This is a genomic window from Mucilaginibacter flavidus (assembly GCF_024055575.1).
Taxonomy (GTDB): domain Bacteria; phylum Bacteroidota; class Bacteroidia; order Sphingobacteriales; family Sphingobacteriaceae; genus Mucilaginibacter; species Mucilaginibacter flavidus.
The window spans coordinates 172,304-189,784 of sequence record NZ_JAMXOE010000012.1 but is presented as its reverse complement, the minus strand read 5'-3'; the positions used below and the strand labels follow the sequence as shown (position 1 = coordinate 189,784).

13 protein-coding genes are annotated in these 17,481 nt (G+C 42.5%); 7 read left to right on the top strand and 6 right to left on the bottom strand.

From position 1 onward, the window contains the following. Window positions 1-475 precede the first annotated feature (475 nt). The 3 genes from NAF19_RS18070 (at window position 476) to NAF19_RS18060 (ending at window position 3,778) form a co-directional block, all read left to right on the top strand. Window positions 476-2,761, top strand: coding sequence for an ATP-dependent helicase (locus NAF19_RS18070; protein WP_252791730.1), 2,286 nt, complete (start codon window positions 476-478; stop codon window positions 2,759-2,761). A gap of 161 nt (window positions 2,762-2,922) precedes the next feature. After that, a complete protein-coding gene (locus NAF19_RS18065) occupies window positions 2,923-3,291 on the top strand; it encodes a helix-turn-helix domain-containing protein (RefSeq protein ID WP_252791727.1) in 369 nt (122 codons plus the stop codon). Between the two features lie 193 nt (window positions 3,292-3,484). Then, window positions 3,485-3,778, top strand: a complete 294-nt coding sequence (locus tag NAF19_RS18060; RefSeq protein ID WP_252791726.1) for a hypothetical protein — start codon at window positions 3,485-3,487, stop codon at window positions 3,776-3,778. Between the two features lie 200 nt (window positions 3,779-3,978). Here NAF19_RS18060 and NAF19_RS18055 read toward each other — a convergent pair whose 3' ends face one another. After that, the gene (locus tag NAF19_RS18055; protein ID WP_252791725.1) at window positions 3,979-5,412 is read right to left on the bottom strand and encodes a tetratricopeptide repeat protein; all 1,434 of its coding nucleotides are present in this window, start codon (window positions 5,410-5,412) and stop codon (window positions 3,979-3,981) included. Window positions 5,413-5,964: 552 nt separating this feature from the next. Between NAF19_RS18055 and NAF19_RS18050 the strand changes: the two genes are divergently transcribed. The 3 genes from NAF19_RS18050 (at window position 5,965) to NAF19_RS18040 (ending at window position 9,177) form a co-directional block, all read left to right on the top strand. Beyond that, window positions 5,965-6,441, top strand: a complete 477-nt coding sequence (locus NAF19_RS18050) for a hypothetical protein (protein WP_252791724.1) — start codon at window positions 5,965-5,967, stop codon at window positions 6,439-6,441. Between the two features lie 250 nt (window positions 6,442-6,691). Next, window positions 6,692-8,062 carry a dipeptidase gene (locus NAF19_RS18045; RefSeq protein ID WP_252791723.1) on the top strand — a complete coding sequence of 457 codons (1,371 nt, stop codon included), beginning with the start codon at window positions 6,692-6,694 and terminating at the stop codon, window positions 8,060-8,062. Between the two features lie 518 nt (window positions 8,063-8,580). After that, on the top strand, window positions 8,581-9,177 hold the full coding sequence (locus NAF19_RS18040; protein ID WP_252791722.1) for a GIN domain-containing protein: 597 nt from the start codon (window positions 8,581-8,583) through the stop codon (window positions 9,175-9,177). 114 nt (window positions 9,178-9,291) lie between these two features. Here the strand turns inward: NAF19_RS18040 and NAF19_RS18035 are convergent, their stop codons facing one another. The 3 genes from NAF19_RS18035 to NAF19_RS18025 all read right to left on the bottom strand — a co-directional run bounded on the left by NAF19_RS18035 (window position 9,292) and on the right by NAF19_RS18025 (window position 14,200). Next, a complete protein-coding gene (locus NAF19_RS18035; RefSeq protein ID WP_252791721.1) occupies window positions 9,292-9,810 on the bottom strand; it encodes a DUF892 family protein in 519 nt (172 codons plus the stop codon). Between the two features lie 97 nt (window positions 9,811-9,907). Beyond that, complete coding sequence (locus NAF19_RS18030) at window positions 9,908-12,853, bottom strand: DUF6493 family protein (RefSeq protein WP_252791720.1); 2,946 nt, start codon at window positions 12,851-12,853, stop codon at window positions 9,908-9,910. Window positions 12,854-12,859: 6 nt separating this feature from the next. Next, window positions 12,860-14,200 carry an SWIM zinc finger family protein gene (locus NAF19_RS18025; protein ID WP_252791719.1) on the bottom strand — a complete coding sequence of 447 codons (1,341 nt, stop codon included), beginning with the start codon at window positions 14,198-14,200 and terminating at the stop codon, window positions 12,860-12,862. 263 nt (window positions 14,201-14,463) lie between these two features. On the opposite strand from NAF19_RS18025, the gene NAF19_RS18020 reads away from it, so the two are divergent. Next, window positions 14,464-15,063 (top strand): GIN domain-containing protein, encoded by a 600-nt coding sequence (locus tag NAF19_RS18020; RefSeq protein WP_252791718.1) that lies wholly within the window; start codon window positions 14,464-14,466, stop codon window positions 15,061-15,063. 273 nt (window positions 15,064-15,336) lie between these two features. Here NAF19_RS18020 and NAF19_RS18015 read toward each other — a convergent pair whose 3' ends face one another. Together NAF19_RS18015 and NAF19_RS18010 are read right to left on the bottom strand one after the other, a co-directional pair. Continuing rightward, window positions 15,337-15,708, bottom strand: coding sequence for a DMT family protein (locus tag NAF19_RS18015; protein ID WP_256484349.1), 372 nt, complete (start codon window positions 15,706-15,708; stop codon window positions 15,337-15,339). Between the two features lie 137 nt (window positions 15,709-15,845). Then, window positions 15,846-17,405, bottom strand: coding sequence for a glycosyltransferase family 39 protein (locus NAF19_RS18010; RefSeq protein WP_252791716.1), 1,560 nt, complete (start codon window positions 17,403-17,405; stop codon window positions 15,846-15,848). Between the last annotated feature and the right edge of the window lie 76 nt (window positions 17,406-17,481).

The window sequence follows — 17,481 nt, the reverse complement described above, 5'->3', positions numbered from 1 at the left end:
TTAATGACCTGGAAAAGTCCTTAATGAAGGATATCGTTATTATCTGTGGCGGCGACCCTTATAAACTTGACGCAATCCTCAAAAGTGCCCCAGAATAATCTTCCGAACACCCATGGTCACAACACCAACAAGGGCGTCAAAAAAATGGTTTACCAAACTCACCACATCGTCATTGCGAGGCTGGCTGCTTGCAGTCAGCTTCGAAGCAATCTCTACGCCATTGCTGCATTGGAGAAATGAACGTTGTGGCTATCTATCGGCGGGTGCAAGGTCTCCGTTAGCATTGAGTTTCTTGATTGTCCTGTGCAGAGGTTGCTTCGTTCCTCGCAATGACGACCGTAGAAAAGGCGCGGCGACAGGTTCCGGCCATGATCCATCAACTATGAACCATGAACTCCCACCAAACTTTTCCACTGTTAATAACCTTTCATATAAAAAAACTAATTTCGCGGTTGCAGAAACGAGGAACAGAATTTTGGATTATCTACAGGGATTAAACCCCGAACAAAGGGCAGCAGTTGAGCAAATACAAGGACCGGTAATGATTGTTGCGGGCGCAGGTTCGGGCAAAACGCGGGTTATTACTTTCAGGGTGGCACACCTTATCAACAAGGGTGTTGACGCCTTTAATATACTGGTGCTTACCTTTACCAACAAGGCGGCCCGCGAAATGCGCGACCGTATTACCAAAATTGTGGGCCCCGATGCCAAAAACATCTGGATGGGTACCTTCCACTCGGTTTTTGCAAAGCTATTGCGCATTGAGGCCGAGAAAATTGGCTACCCCAGCAACTTCACCATTTACGATACCGACGACAGTAAAAGCGTACTAAGGGCCATCATCAAGGAAATGAACCTCGACGATAAGCTGTACGCGGTAAACCTGGTGCTTAACCGTATTTCAGCCGCCAAAAACAACCTGATCAGCTGGATGGAATACCAGAAAAACGACCAGATACAGGCCGACGATATTGCCACCAAAAGGAATATGCTGGGAACGATATACCAAAACTATGCTACCCGCTGCTACCGCGCAGGCGCTATGGATTTTGACGATTTGCTTTACAAAACCAACGAACTGCTAAAGCTGCACCCCGAAACGCTTAACAAATACCAGCACAAGTTTAAGTACCTGATGGTGGATGAGTACCAGGATACCAACTTTTCGCAATACCTTATTGTAAAGAAACTTGCTGCTGTTAACGAAAATATTTGCGTGGTGGGCGATGATGCCCAAAGTATCTACGCTTTCCGCGGCGCCAATATTCAAAACATCCTGAATTTTGAAAAGGACTACCCGGACCTGAAGGTATTTAAGCTGGAGCAAAACTACCGGTCGACCCAAAACATTGTAAATATTTCAAACAGCATCATCGCCAATAATAAAGATCAGCTTAAAAAACACGTTTTCAGCGAAAAAGAGGCGGGCGAAAAAATTAAGGTGATGCGCGCCTTCAGCGATAATGAAGAAGGCAAGCTGGTTGCTGAAGAGATTATGCAGCAGCGCAGCACCAAGGGCCTCAACTGGCACGATTTCGCGATACTGTACCGCACCAACGCGCAGTCGCGATCCATGGAGGAAGCCTTGCGCAAAATGGGCACGCCGTATAAAATATACGGAGGCCTTAGCTTCTACCAGCGTAAAGAAATAAAGGACCTGATAGCCTATTTCAGGCTCACCTTTAACCCTAACGACGAAGAGGCGCTAAAACGCGTAATAAACTACCCCAAACGCGGCATCGGCGATACCACAGTCGATCACATTATTGTAAGTGCTGATAAGCATAACATCACTGCGTTTGAGGTGATCATCAATCCCGCGCAGTACCTTGAAGGTCGCACTGCAGCAAAGGTGAGCATGTTTGCCACGTTGATACAGAGCTTCCAGGTTATCACAAAAAACCAGTCGGCTTATGATGCGGCTTTGCACATTGCACAGCACTCGGGCCTGCTGAAGGACTTGTATGAAGATAAATCGGTAGAGGGCTTGAACCGCTACGAAAACATACAGGAACTGCTGAACGGCATAAAGGAATTTTCGGAGCGCGAGGATATCGAGGAGAAAGGCCTTGATGTGTTTATGCAGGATGTGGCCCTGCTCACCAATGATGATAAGGACAAAAATAAAGATGCCGATACCGTATCGTTAATGACCATCCACTCGTCGAAAGGTTTGGAGTTTCCGCAGGTGTATGTGGTGGGTTTGGAGGAGAATTTGTTTCCGTCACAAATGTCGCTTAACTCGCGCAGTGATCTGGAGGAGGAACGCCGCCTGTTTTATGTAGCCACCACCCGCGCCGAAACTAAACTAACGCTGAGCTATGCTACCTCTCGCTTTAAATTTGGTACGCTGATAAGCTGTGAGCCAAGCCGTTTTTTAGATGAGATTGACGCCAAATACCTCGAGCTCGACTTCACTGCCAAACCGGTAACCAGTAACAACCCGTTTTTCGACCAGGAGCGCACCGCCTGGACGAGTAAAAACAATGCCGGCGCCGACAGTTTTTCGAAACCAAAAGCACCGGTGGTAAAAACCACCTCGATACTGGCAAAGGCGCATGTGCCGAGCCCGGGTTTTGCCCCGTCGGACACATCGGGTTTACAGGTTGGTATGGAAGTTGAACATGAAAGGTTCGGGTTTGGTAAGGTGATTAGTCTTGAGGGGAATAAACCCGATATAAAAGCTACGATCTTCTTTAAGGAAATAGGCCAGAAACAACTGCTGTTAAAGTTTGCAAAGCTCAGGATAGTTAACAATTAAGCAAATTTTTTCCTACGTCTGTAGAAAACATTCCCCGCATTTTCCCCATAATACATTTATTAATTGAATAGCAATGCCGTTTACCCATTAATTAATATGGCATAGGTTTTGAATGTTTATTTAAATCCTTTATTATAAAATAAACTATTGAGTAAACCATTATGACTGAAAATCTTAAAAAGAAAACCAACAAGTCGGTTGGTAAGAACATCCGTACCATCCGTCACCAGCGTGGCTGGAGCCAGGAAGACGTAGCCAACCGTCTGGGCATTTCGATCCCTGCTTTTTCAAAAATTGAAACCGGTGTTACCGACATTAACCTGTCGCGTTTGGAGCAGATCGCAAACATTTACGAAGTAAACGTGGTTAACCTTTTGGCTCTTGATGCCGAAGATATGGAGCCGCAAATTTCGCATTTGAGCATTGCCCAAAAGAAGATTGTTGACCGTGAGGCCGAGATTGCAAACCTGCAGCGCAAGGTTATATTGTTGTATGAAGAATTGAGGAATAGGATACCTGCTATGGTTTAAATTTTACAAGATTGTTCATTAAACATTACACTAATGTCCTCAACACTTACATGTTTGGGGACGTTTGATGATGTTTTCTTTTTAAAATTTTACTCGTATTCCACTAATATTATACAAAAAAACCGGCCAGGCATAAAACTCTGGCCGGTTTTGGAGTAGAAATTGTAATGTTCTGGCAAATAACCCATCTGCCATGTCGAACTATCTGATATCAATTCCAAAAACCGATACCCCGCAAGGTGAAATTATTCATGACCCTAAAAGCAAACTAAAGGTAAAAGTAGTCGACCTTTTAAAATCGCGCTTTATACCCAGCCGTGGCGAGAAGCGTTTTTTTGTGACGACAGATGGCGAAACCCTTGCGTTTGAAACCAAGGGCTACAAAAAGCACCGTGAACTGCTGATACTCCACATGATAGCCTGGTATTGTTTATATCTTGGTTTAATTGAGGCGCAGATCCACTCTAACTGGCCGCTGGCGGTTTAGGGCGGAGTAGTTTATAGTTGATGGTTCATAGTTCATAGCAGCTGCGAAGGTCGCTATTTTACTTAACTAAGAAGTAAATATTCCGCCAATTTATTTTAACTAATTTTCCAGTCTTAACTCTTGGTTCTTGACTCTTGACTCTTGACTCTTGGTTCTTGACTCTCTTCTACCATGAACTATGATCTATGAACTATGAACGCTTATAGGCTCGTCTTAACAGGATCATGCAGCATATCGCTCATTTCGATGATCTTGTTGTCGATCTCGCCTACGCATTTGTTCATCATTTTAATACATTCAGGTTGGTCAACCAAGCCTTCTTTCTCCAGGTTCATTAGCCCCTTAAGTGTGGCGATAGGGCCCCGTATCTGGTGCGAAAGGTAAGATGAGTATTCGGATAGTTTTTTGTTTTTTATCTGGAGGTCTTTTGTACGTTCATCAATAATTTCTTCCAGGTGATGGTTTATCCGGTCGAGGTTATCTTTTTGCCGTGATACTTCGGCATTAAGCTCGGTAAGCTGCTCGTTAGTTTTTGCCTTGCGTTTTACGTTGCTTATCAGCAAGCCAACCAGCATCAACAACAAACCGGCAACAACAGCAACCGCCCAAAACCTGATACGGTCATTATCCTGGCGCTGCACTAAAATTTCATTTTCCTTTTGGCGGGCCTGTTGCTTAACCTGCTCCTCCATCATTTTTATTTGTACCGAGGTACCTTGCTTAAAGGTAACACTATCCTGTGCATAAATATGCCGCAGGTAACCTAAAGCTTTTTCATAATTTTTGCGCTTTAGTTCCATCTGGTAGCTTGTGTACTCAAAATCCGATTTAATTTTATCGCTCTTAATCATACCGGCAAACACAACGCCTTCTTCAATTATTTTTTCGGCGTCAACAAACCTGTTTTGAGCTGTGTAAAGCTCTGCAAGCGTCAAATCGATACTGGCCACGGTTTCGTTTAAATCCAGTTGCCTGGCTTCTTTATTTGCCTTTAAAAGCAGTGTCTCGGCTTTATCATACTGGTGCAGGTTAAAATAAATCACGCCCTTGTTTTCCATCAGTTGTACAATGTTTACCGAGTCTTTTAACTCGGTAAAAAGGTCGTAGCTTTTGTTATAATAATTTAAGGCCTGGTAAAAACTGTTTTTGTGGTAGTAAACGGTTCCAATATTGTTATAAACACCTGCGGTAATGGGTTTATCGTTTAGTTTTTTTAATATAACCAGCGTTTTATTTAAAAACTCAAGTGAAAGATCATAATCAGTGTTGCGGTATAAATTACCTATGTTGTTGTACACCCTCCCTTCGCCGGCTAAATCTTTAAGTTCTATAAAGTAATTCAGCGCGGTTAAATAGTTGTGTATGGCTTTAACAGATTGATCCATGTAATAATATCCAACACCAATCACCCTGTTTGATTCGGCCATGCCTCTCTTGTAACCTATTTTGGTGGCGATGTCCAATGCTTTAGTAGCGTCGGCAATAGTTTGCTCGGGGCTGGTAAGGCGCATTTTAAATCCCTGCGTATTTAATTCAATTACGCTGCTTGTGTCTTTACCAATGGCTTTTGTATCATCAGCATAAGCGAAACAGGCAAACAGAGTACAGAAAATAAATATCAAATATTTCTTCATTGGATACTATTACGTTCAATTGGCTATAAGGTTATAATTTATTCAAATTACTTTAAATATTTTGCGGCCTAAAAGCACTTTATTAATTCAGTCGAATTTAATTTGCTTTATTAAAAAAAATTTACTACATTTGATGCTGATAAATTATTTGACACCGAAGTCAAATTGATAAAGAATTGTTGTAAGGGGTTAAATTTAAGGCTGTTTACGCGTTAAGACATTGCCCCTACTACACTCAAATCAATATTAACTTCCTGGAAATAAGCACTTTGACATTGTAGTATTTAAAAACCTGATGTTTTAACACATCTTGTTTTTGCGGGCTTCAATTTATGTTGATGCCAATTTATATTGCATAAAATTTATGCAGCTACAATCTCATAGCGGCGCGCAATGCACCACCTGCAACTTTTCCATACAGTGTTTCTACGCCTTTGTACGCAAACATCTTTAAAAAAGATACGCGTGGATAAAACTAATTTATCAGCATTAAACAGCATACAACAAATTAGTATACATTAATATTTAAAACAAAATCGTTAAACACTCAGTATGAAAAAGTTATTATTTTCAGCAGTGATTGTTTTAAGCGCAGCAACTCTCTCAAATTCGGTGCTGGCTAAAAACGTAACTGCAACTCAAACTACCATCCAGGACAAGCACAACACGGGTAGCTCTGATTTATCAGACAAACACAACACCGGTAGCTCCGACCTAATGGACAAACACAATACCGGTAGCTCTGATTTATCAGACAAACACAACACTGGTAGCTCTGACCTTATGGACAAGCACAACACTGGTAGCTCGGATTTTGCTGCCGACAAGCACAACACCGGTAGCTCTGATTTATCAGACAAACACAACACTGGTAGCTCTGACCTTATGGACAAGCACAACACTGGTAGTTCTGATTTTGCTGCTACTGACAAACACAACACTGGTAGCTCTGATTTATCAGACAAACACAATACCGGAAGTTCTGATTTGTTAGACAAGCACAACACCGGAAGCTCAGACTTAGCTTAAGACTGATCTTAAACACCAATTTTTACTGGCTATAAGTAGCCTTAATTGCTATTTTTTTGCCTGACTTTTTTCTACTGAAACAATCTTTTTGGATTTTAAGGACTTTTAATATTGGAAATAGCTCCTTTTTTAAGGAGCTATTTTTTTGCCCCGATGTTTTATTTTACACCTAAACCTTCTCGAATAAATCGTTAATAGCCTTCCCGCAATCTCGTCAAACAAATCTTATATTTGCTTCAAATTGTTATTTATGCAGCTTATTAAAGAATATGTTGACCAGCACAGGGAACGTTTGCTGGATGAATTATTTATCCTTCTTCGTTTCCCGTCTGTTAGTGCCGACCCAAAGTATAAAGCCGATGTGCTAAATACTGCCGAATTCGTTGCCGAAAAACTGCGCGCTTCGGGTGCTGATAATGTAGAAGTTTGCCAAACTGCAGGCTATCCTATTATCTATGGCGAAAAAATCATCGATGCCTCAAAACCCACCGTATTAGTTTACGGCCACTATGACGTTCAGCCACCGGATCCGCTGGAGCTTTGGAAAACACCTCCTTTTGAGCCTACCATTCGCGATGGTAAAATATACGCCCGTGGCGCCTGCGACGATAAGGGTCAATTCTATATGCATGTAAAGGCGTTTGAACTGATGATGCAAACTAATACGCTGCCTTGTAACATCAAATTCATGATTGAGGGCGAAGAAGAAGTGGGCTCATCAAACCTGGGCATATTTGTAAAACAAAATAAAAGCAGGTTAAAAGCTGATGTGGTGCTGATTTCAGATACCTCAATGATCAGCATGGAACACCCGTCGCTGGAAACCGGCCTGCGAGGCCTCTCCTACCTGGAAGTTGAAGTAACCGGGCCCAACCGCGACCTTCATTCAGGCGTGTATGGCGGCGCGGTGGCAAACCCGGCGACAATACTTGCTAAAATGATAGCGTCGATGCATGACGAGAATAATCATATTACCATTCCCGGTTTCTACGACAAAGTAATTGAACTAACCGAGGCCGAACGCAAAGCCTTAAACAATGCGCCTTATGACGAGGCTGAGTATAAAAAGGACCTTGAAGTTAATGAACTTTGGGGCGAAAAAGGCTATACCACCTTCGAACGTACAGGCACACGCCCTACCCTTGAGGTAAACGGTATCTGGGGCGGCTATATTGGTGAAGGCGCCAAAACTGTATTACCATCAAAAGCATTTGCAAAAATTTCGATGCGATTGGTGCCGAACCAATTATCGGATGAGATAACCCAACTCTTTACTGCACACTTTGAGAAGATTGCGCCTAAATCGGTAAAAGTTAGTGTTAAACCCCACCATGGCGGCGAACCTGCAGTTACCCCAACCGACAGCATCGCCTACAAGGCTGCACAGATGGCTATAAAGGAATCGTTCGGGAAAGACCCGATACCAACCCGTGGCGGCGGCAGTATCCCTATCGTGGCTTTGTTTGAAGCCGAGCTTGGCCTTAAAACCGTTTTAATGGGTTTTGGCCTCGACAGCGATGCCCTACATTCGCCTAACGAAAAATACGACGTGTATAACTACTATAAGGGAATTGAAACCATCCCGCTTTTTCATAAATATTTTGCGGAGTTATCGGCCTGATCTCTTTCTGCGATAAGAATTTCGACATTATTTCTTCTATAATATCCCGCAGAACTTGCAAAGTTGATAAAACTTTCAAGGTTTTGCGGGAAATAATTTCATGAATTTCAATCATTGCTGGCTGAATTTACAAATACTGTAAAACGCGATAATCCGGCAAAAAAATCTCAGCCTCCCCGCGGTTTTACGCCGCCAAAAAAATCGGTTTTTTCAAAATAATATTTAAAAAAACCTTATCCAGACCTCTATTACCATCAAAAATTTATCATAAGTAACTGTAAAACAGCATTTTAATCTAAAAAACAGCTTGGGAAATTTAATAGCTAAACTCGTGTAATTCTTACACTAAGATGATAAATGTTGGTAGATAAAAATCGCACCTTTGCAGTCGAAAACAAGGCGTTGGTCTACTAAGTAATTTTTACTGTAACGTTTTAAATCCGGCCTCGTCTTATGGATGTATTTCAAAACAAGAGGAATACAGAAAGTTTAGAATCACAATAATAATAAATAAAAAAATGAAAACCAAAATTTTTTCCGCAATTACAATGTTAGCTGTAGTTTTTGGATTAACAACAACCTACGCCAGTACCATAAAAGATGATACTTATACTGTTTTAAATGATAAAGGTGCTATAAACAAAATTGAAGTTCACGGAAATGTTGAACTGTTTGTTTCTGACGCATCAACCGACCAGGTTAAAGTTTACAACAAATACTATTCAGAAAGCGCCCTGGTACAAAACAAAAATGGTGTATTGCGCATCACTTCATACAAAAACGAAAAATTAGTTGTTTGGGTAAGCGCCAATGACCTGCGCGAAATATCAGCATATGACAATGCCGAAGTAAAATCATTCGGTAACGTATCAAAAATTGAGTTTGCTATCGACTTGCACGACAGTGCATCTGCAAAATTAAATCTTGATGCCTTTACCGCCGATGTAACTGTAAAAGATAACGCTAAGGCTGTGTTAACCGGTACTGCAAATCAATTAAACCTTAACAGGGATATCGAGTCGAATGTGAAAAGCAACAATTTTTCTGCTGCCCACCGCACCGAAAATAAATTAAATTTCGCTGCCGATTTCAACCAGGAGTTGATAGGCATGTAAGCCGACTTTTGCAAAAGTTCAACATATATTACGGGAGCCATTTGTTTTGAAGCAAGTGGCTTTTTTTGTGACCGGGATTAACGGATTTTACAGATTTATTAGTCGATTTAAATTTTAACTGGTAACATATTTAGCTGTGATCAGCAGCAGCAGCATCCTGTCGTCCTTGGCTTCATCAAGGTTTTCTTTCAGCAGCTGCAATATTTCGGCATTTTTCATTTTAACCGCCATCATTTGCAGCACCTGGAAGGAAGCTACCTCTATACTCTCCATGTTTTGCAGGTAAAACAATATAGCCATATCCCGTAAAGCCTGATCCCCTTTTTGGTCGTTTATCGCGGTAAAGGCTTCTTCTATCATTGCGGCCAGCCCTGTGCAGCCTGCCGCTTTATTTTGCGCGCCTAGTTGATCGTAAATCCTGTCCATACGGATGATTTGTTTTTTTACGTCATCAACCGTTTCCATGATAGCCTGGTTCAGATCTTCAAAATGTGCCTGGCTGGCTATCTCCGGGAAACGGGCTACCATATGTTGCTTGGCGCAATATATCTTATCGAGATTATCAGTAAAAAATTTGAGAAGCCGGCTATCGCCTAAATGTATAATGCGTGAACGTTCAATTTGCTTTTCCATGGCGTGATATACTGATAGATGCGTTAAGTTATCAAAAATCGCTCCGTTAACGTTCAGTAAAGTATACAGCGCGCTGCTGTGCATTATTCAGTACAAATCAGGATGCATTGCCTACACCCAACAACTGGTTTATCTTCAGTATCGACTTATCTAGTGCTTCGGTTAATTTACGCCAGTCTCTTAGCTTTGCAACCAGTTCGTAGTCCGGCTTTTCGTTCTTTTTATTGACCGCTAACACCTCTGCATAAATATCAAGCAGCTTTTTGGTGTTATTAACCGGCACATCCATGTTTAAAATACAGGCTCCCAACATCACTGCCAGGTGTTCGTTATGCTTAGCCGATATTTGATACATAGATGCTAACACCAAATCAGTAAACCGTTTTAAAGGCGCCAGCTCAGCCCGCTCATGGGTACCAATAATTTTTCCGATGGTTTCGCTGTTGATGGAATTAATACTAACGCCTTGTATCCATAGCTCAGCAGCATAGGTACGTACCGTTTTATCGTTACTAATCATACAGGTTGCTATCAGCAGATGGGCGATATCGCGGTGCGGTGCGGCAAATGCTAACAGTGTTTCCAGCGTGTAAATAATTAACCGCTTATCGTTCTCACCCGAAAAATCCGGGTCTTTCAGGCATTTGTTAACAATATGCGCAAGCAGCAGTTCCCTGTCGGCAGGGTTTATGGTGAGCAGCCGTTTAATATCGTTATGCTCGGCTGTTATATACTCAAACTTCAATTGCGTATAGTCGTAAACAGAAGGTTCTATGTCCTCCTGCCCTGGCATTATTTTAGCAAATATTTTTTTTATACCCGATAGTTGTTTCTCCTTTTGCCCAAAATCTATTTCAACCCGGCTGCGGTACCCTTTAGTTTTAATATTTTTTCGCAGCTCATGGTCCCACTTGTCATAAAAATACTCTTGCTTGCCCGATTTCCACGTAAATTCCGCCCGTAGATATTGTTCGGTCAGCTTGCTGTAGCCAAACCACCTTTTATCAATCGTGCCGCTATTATGCACCATGGCGGCCACTAGCCAGGCAGGTTTAGATTTATTACTGTCCATCGGTGAATACTCCCCGCCAAAAATAAAGCTGATAAGATGGCGCCGCTCGCCTTTCAGCCTTTCGTTTGCCAGGTGCAGCGTATCTTCAATATCCATTTTTATGCAACGGGCAATGGCTACTTCAAAATCCATATCGCCAGGCGTAACCCGCGCCTCCTGGTACATAATTAAGCGCTGCACCAGCACCAGCGACGACACATAACACGGTTCGTGCGTAGGTGTTGAAAGCATCGGCAACTTTAGCTTGCGCTCCAGCATGAATATCGCATTCAACAATATGTGCTTGTGCGGCTTGTATCCAGGGCTGCGGGTAAACACATCCCATGGCTTTATACCGCTTATTTTTATCTTATACCAATCCGACTTCGCCTTTTTTTCAGCCTCCATCTTTTCAAACGAATCCCTCATTTCTTTAAGTTTCCGGCCTTCTTTGGGATAAAACTTCACCAACAGCTGCCCATAGTCCATAAAAAACTTAGCCAACATATCGTCAAGATAACCCATACCGCTGCGCCAGTCGCTGGTTACCATTTTGTAGGCGCGCTGAAAGGCGGGCAGCAATTTAGCTATGTTAGCCTCAGTCATTTCATCCTGAAACTTTAATATAGCTGCCGGCAGCATGTCAAAATGATATGTTTCGTTTTGGTCGAAAGCCTGGCTGGCTAAAAAAACAAAATCATCGAAGTTCTCGGGATAAGTAATGGGTTCCAAAGTCAGGGACGAAGTCGTCAAAGTTTCCTGTTCTTCAGATGCGACTTCAGCGTTATCGGTTTGTTCACTAAACCCTTTTAACATTGTTTTAGCTTCCAATAACAAGTTATCCTTGTAAATAGCCAGGTTGTCTGATATACCCGTCGAAGCACCATCACCATACTTTTGCAGCATCTTCGCCACTCTTACCTGTATTTTTTCATCCTGGTGAATAAAGGCCTGGCAGGCGGCAATGCAAATTTCTTCGCCGCGGTCCGGATACACTTTTGCAAGTTTCTCCAAAATCATTAACGCCGACGTTACCGCAGATTTGGTTTCAGAGGTTAAAACCAGCGGCGCGTGCTCCAGGAAAGCATCAATAGGAAATTCCGGCTCCGCAGCAAGTTCTTTTAAATAATTAAGCGCAATATTAACCGGTTTGGAATTGGCGGAGTTAAGTATATTTAATAACTCGCCTGTAAAATTCTGCAGCTCAGTTTTTGTAGGTTCAAATGCAACAAAAAGTTTCAAAAACCAATTGGATAACGACTGATTATAGCCGCCCATAGCTGCCACCAGGGAATCATTGAGCAACCGGCTTCGGTCTATTCTCCCTTGTGACACGTATAATTTAAACGTGTTTATCCAGCGTTCAGGTTTAGAATCGTCGGAAAATTGTTTATATTCTTCGATGTTGTGAATGCCTGACTCTACTTTAAAAAACAGCCATATATGCTCCTTTAAAGTTACGTCGCGTTCTAAAAGCGCTTCGGGCACGTACCTGTATTGGCGGTTTTTTCCTGATTGTTCAAAAAAGATGAAATCTTGCAAGGCTAAAACAGTAAGCCGGTCAGTTTCCATCACATAACCTTTTTCAACCAGTTCCATATACCACCTGTAATCGAATAAACTGCGTATGAAACCACCTTCTGCATGTTTTATTGCGTATTCGGTTAACCATGACGGGCAATACCAAGTCAAAATTTCACCGATAACTTCCCTGTTAAATATGCTCCAGGCCCAGGTGCGCTCAAAATCTTTTAAATTAAAGCACACAAACGAAGCTATATTTAATATTTGCATTTGTTCAGGCTTGCCGCGCCTTGAATAAGAACCCATTAACGACCCCTTCTCTTCATACGCCGAATAGTATTTGTCCAGCTTTTTTATTAGCGGCGTAAGTTCTTTTTTTTGCTTGCTATCAAGTGTTTTTAAAAAAGGGAGTAACTCCTTCTCTTTTTGGCGCTCAACTATTTGGGTAAACTGCTCCGTAATCGTCATAAAAATTTAATTAGCCAGCAGCTTTTTAACGGCCAAAATATGTTTGCAAATACCGCGTTCGCCCTGGTTTTTACTGAACCAGGTACAGGTGCATTGTTCTTTATCGCCGGATAAGATTACGGTATGTTTTACGCCGGTGCCCTCCACCTGGGCTTCCACTTTGTCGGCAGTTTTTTGTACGATGGTTACTTTCCCCTCCTGCAATAATTTTTCAGCATCTTTCAGCCTCGGGTTTAGGCTCATAATACGGCTTAGTTTAAACGGCAACCGGCGATAAAAAAAGCCATTCTCATCCAAATCATATCCCAATAATCCAATTGCCGAAAGCCGGCCGGTTAAGTTCGTGACATTTTTTATGTCGATATCTTCATTTATGGCCATCATCGTGGGGTTAAACTCCTGGTTAGCATAACTGTAGTTATCCACCTGCTCAACCCAGCTATCGGGCACATCTTCTATCAGTGCCTCCAGCCCTGCACCCTCCCCCGAAAACCCGCGCCAGGCATCGCGCGAAAGCGACAAACTAAACCGCACCGCGCCAATATAAATTTGCCAGGTGGTTGATTGCATATTATTATGCGAGAAGACCCGGAGCTCATCGGCAATGGAAAGCAACGGCTCTATCAGCTTTAACCTATGTACACCGCCAACCGTTATGGCATCACTCGATTTTACCGGCGAAAATGTTGGTTTGCCACCGCGGGTAATTAGATAATAGTCGGTTTTGGGTTTACCTGTCGGGATGGTTTTAAATAGTTGCAGGGCCTGTAGCCTGTTAAACGAATGTACCTTTTCCGATTCGGCCAGGAACATTTGCACACTGGTAAGGCCTTTTATCCATTTTACCGGCAGTGGCACCTTGCGCTCGGTGACTTTGCCGCCGTCTTTATGCAGCGCTACTTCTTTTTGCCCTATTGATAACAATACATTTTCATTCCGCCGCACCGCGCTCAAAGCAGATAACATTGGCTGATTAAAATCAACATTGGTGGTTCCGTTCTCTAAAAACTCGCCATCGTGCCCGTCGCCCAAAACGTCAACCCGGGCGTAAACACCCGCGCAATGCGAAAAACCCTCGAAGCGAATCTTCTCGTTACCGGCCGTAACAATAGGATCCTTTAGCATCGCCATTTCAAACGGAGAAAGGCTAAAGCTTGATTGAACTACTTTTGATAAGGTAAGCAGGCAACGCGCCACGGTATAAGGGTCGGTTAACTTGCCCCAGAAAAAGCAGGGCGAGGTGCCTTTTTGTATCTCGCTGTATTTAGCCAGGAACAACTCATCAGCCGAGGGTGAATGTTTGAGCGCTGAAGGAGCAGCGTATTGGTAAGTAATGGTATCAGACATGTGAAAATCGACAGTTTTAAGGCCGAACTAAAATAGAAGATTTTGGGTGGAATCGGAATAAAAAAAACACCTGATTTTAAATTAATCCAACCAAAGTAATTTAACCGTCATTTTCACCGACAAATTCTCCGTGTTCGCCGATAAAAACCGCCTCTACGCCTATTACAGGCCAGTTTGGTGTAACGTTTTTAAGTTGCAATCGTCTTATAGATGTATTTAAAAACAAAGAAAATTAACTATTACAATTCAAAAATATAATCGTCATGAAAACCGCATTTTTAACCATATTCACTGCGCTAACATTAGTAACAGGAATAGCCAATAAAACAAAAGCAGCTACTGCAAATACCGGCGACCAGGCTTATACAGTTTTAACTGATGTAAGTGCCATCAACAAAATAGAAGTTCGCGGAAACGTTGAGCTTTACGTATCAGATGCATCAACCGACCAGGTGAAAGTTTACAACAAATATTACTCACAAAGCGCCCTGGTGCAAAGCAAAAACGGCGTATTGCGCATCGCATCATACAGCCCCGAAAAATTGGTGGTTTGGGTTAGCGCTAACGATTTACGCTCAATATCAGCCTTTGATAATGCCGATGTAAAATCATTCGGAAGCCTTTCAAAAATTGAATTTGATGTTGATCTGCACGACAACGCTTCAGCCCGCCTGAACCTGGATGCCTTCAACGCAAGTGTGACTGTAAAAGACAATGCTAAAGCCGATTTAAAAGGTTGCGCAAACGAATTAAACCTTAACAGGGATATCGAGTCGAACGTAAAAAGCAGCAACTTTAACGCTGCTCATTACATCGAAAACAAAATGGCTGTGCTAAGCGACAACGACGTAGCCGGTCTTTAATACTACTTTTGCAAAAGTTCAACATATATTCTGGAGGCCATTCGTTTTAAACGGATGGCTTTTTTGTTGGACATTTTTTTACCACGGAGATACAGAGGACACACAGAGAGCACAGAGATGGAAATCGCTGATGTTTGCTGATTTACCTGATGACGCTGACAAATGAGTTGGGAAATTTAACTACGAATATAAAAAAATATTAGAGTGACAAGTTCAGTATTCTCTGTGCCTTCTCTGTATCTCCGTGGTTAAATCTGCCTCGGATATCCCCCACTACCACTTTTTAAATATCACAAACACTGCCAAAACAATCAATCCGAAGCCAACCAAATGGTTCCAGCCCAATTTTTCCGATTTAAAAAACACGATGCTAAACAGCATAAAAACGGTTAAGGTTATTGCTTCCTGTATGGTCTTCAGTTGTACCAAAGTGAATGGCCCGCCGTCGCCTTTATAGCCGGCCCGGTTTGCCGGCACCTGGAATACGTACTCAAAAAAAGCGAGGCCCCAGCTAATGGCTATTATAGCAATAAGCCCCAGGTTTTTGCCCCAGTCGTAATCTTTAAACTTCAGGTGCCCGTACCAGGCAAATGTCATAAAGGTGTTTGATATAATTAAAAAGATAATGGTTTTTAGGCCCCGCATAAATCAATGTTTAATCTATCTATACTAAAATCAAGCAGTTTTGTTTGATAAATGGGCGTGGGGAATTTTCAAATTTTCAAATCAACCAATCTTCAAATCCTTTCATTTGCACATCCACGCACCTACGTATCCGCACATTACTCCAATCTCTTCCTTGCCAGTTCTTTACTGTAACGCTCGTTTAATTGCGGGCCGGGATGCACCAAAATAAATATCCCTGTCCCCTTTTCAACAGCAAGCGGGTTGGTTACCTCGCCCACTTTATGGTAACTCTCCAGGTGTTGTGCAAACGTTTTGATATTGCCGCCGCCCTGGTCATCAACATAAATAATATATTGCGCATTAAGACTGTCTGGCGCCCATAAGGTGAAGCTGCTGTTCAGAGAAATTACATCGGGTAAGTTGTTTTGCTTGCCAAAATGATGCACAGCACCTGCTTCGCCATAATTATCGGCATAAATCTGGGTGTGCTTTTGCTGCTCAGGTGTAAGGCTGTTCCAGGCTTTTACTACGTTGGCTGTTATTTCGTCCCAGCCCATCATGTCACCATAATCCTGGGTAGTGGCGTGTTGCTTATGGTCTTCCCAGCGGGTGGCAAAGCTTAAAAACGACAGCTTATCATGCGCAATCCTAAACGCAGCAAGGGTTTTGTTTAACGGCAAAACCGGCAATACCAGCGGAAACAACAATAAATTGGGTATGGTAAAAACAGCAATAACAAAGCCGCGCAGCGCCGGGCCACTTGTTTTCAACCAGCGCTCAAAGCCAAAGCCGCCTGCCGCGAACAACATAGGGAACGCGCCGAACAGGTAGTAGTTCTTCCCGTTCATCACCAGTAAAAAAGTGAATATTAAAACAAATGCTATAGCCAAAAATTGAAACTTATGCAGCCTAAACGAAAACAACAGGAAAACAAACCCTGTTAGCCAAACAAACAGGGCAATACCGTTTACAGTTAACTCTTGCATAATAAAGTCCGACGGCTTAATAAAATCAAGCTGCTGCTCCCTTAGGTTATGCATGTGCGTAATCACCGGCAAATGGTGCTGAATTTGCCAGATTAAATTTGGCAGAAAAATAAGCAAAGCAAGCAATGCCGCGCCAATCATATGCCTGTTCAGCAACAGTTTGCGGTTTTTGCTGAATACCAGGCCTATAATTAGTGCAAAGGTGAAGAATGCCATAGTGTACTTGGTCAGCAGGCCAACGCCAACCACCAAACCCAAAAAATACAGGTATTTAACCGCCGATGTATTACAATATTTGGTAAGCAGCCAAACTGCCATTACCCACCAAAGCTGGTCGAATACCACGGGCTGAAACAGGTAACCGCTGGCGGCAAACGCGGGCGCAAATATCAGCGCCAGGCAAGCAAGCGCTATTGCAAACTTACGGCCGCCAAGCTCAACGGCTATTAAACCGGTAAACCAAACAATAAATCCGCTTGCAATAGTGGGGAAAATGCGCGCCGCAAAAACCGAGTCACCAAAAATTACGGAGCTGATTTTAGCCACGATAGCTATAAACGGCGGTACTTCTTTGTACCCCCAATCCAAATGATCCGCTAAAACAAGATGTAAAAACTCATCACGGTGAAAACCAAAATGCGCTATCGCCAGCAGGTTTAACCCAAGTTTAATGGCAACAAATATCAAAATGAAAAAGGCGTAACTCGATCTCCGGTTTTGGTAGGGCATGTTTGATCCTTAGGGTTTGCGATAAAGGTAAAAATTAGTTTAGAGATTAGAGACCGGAGATTAGAGATTAGAAAAA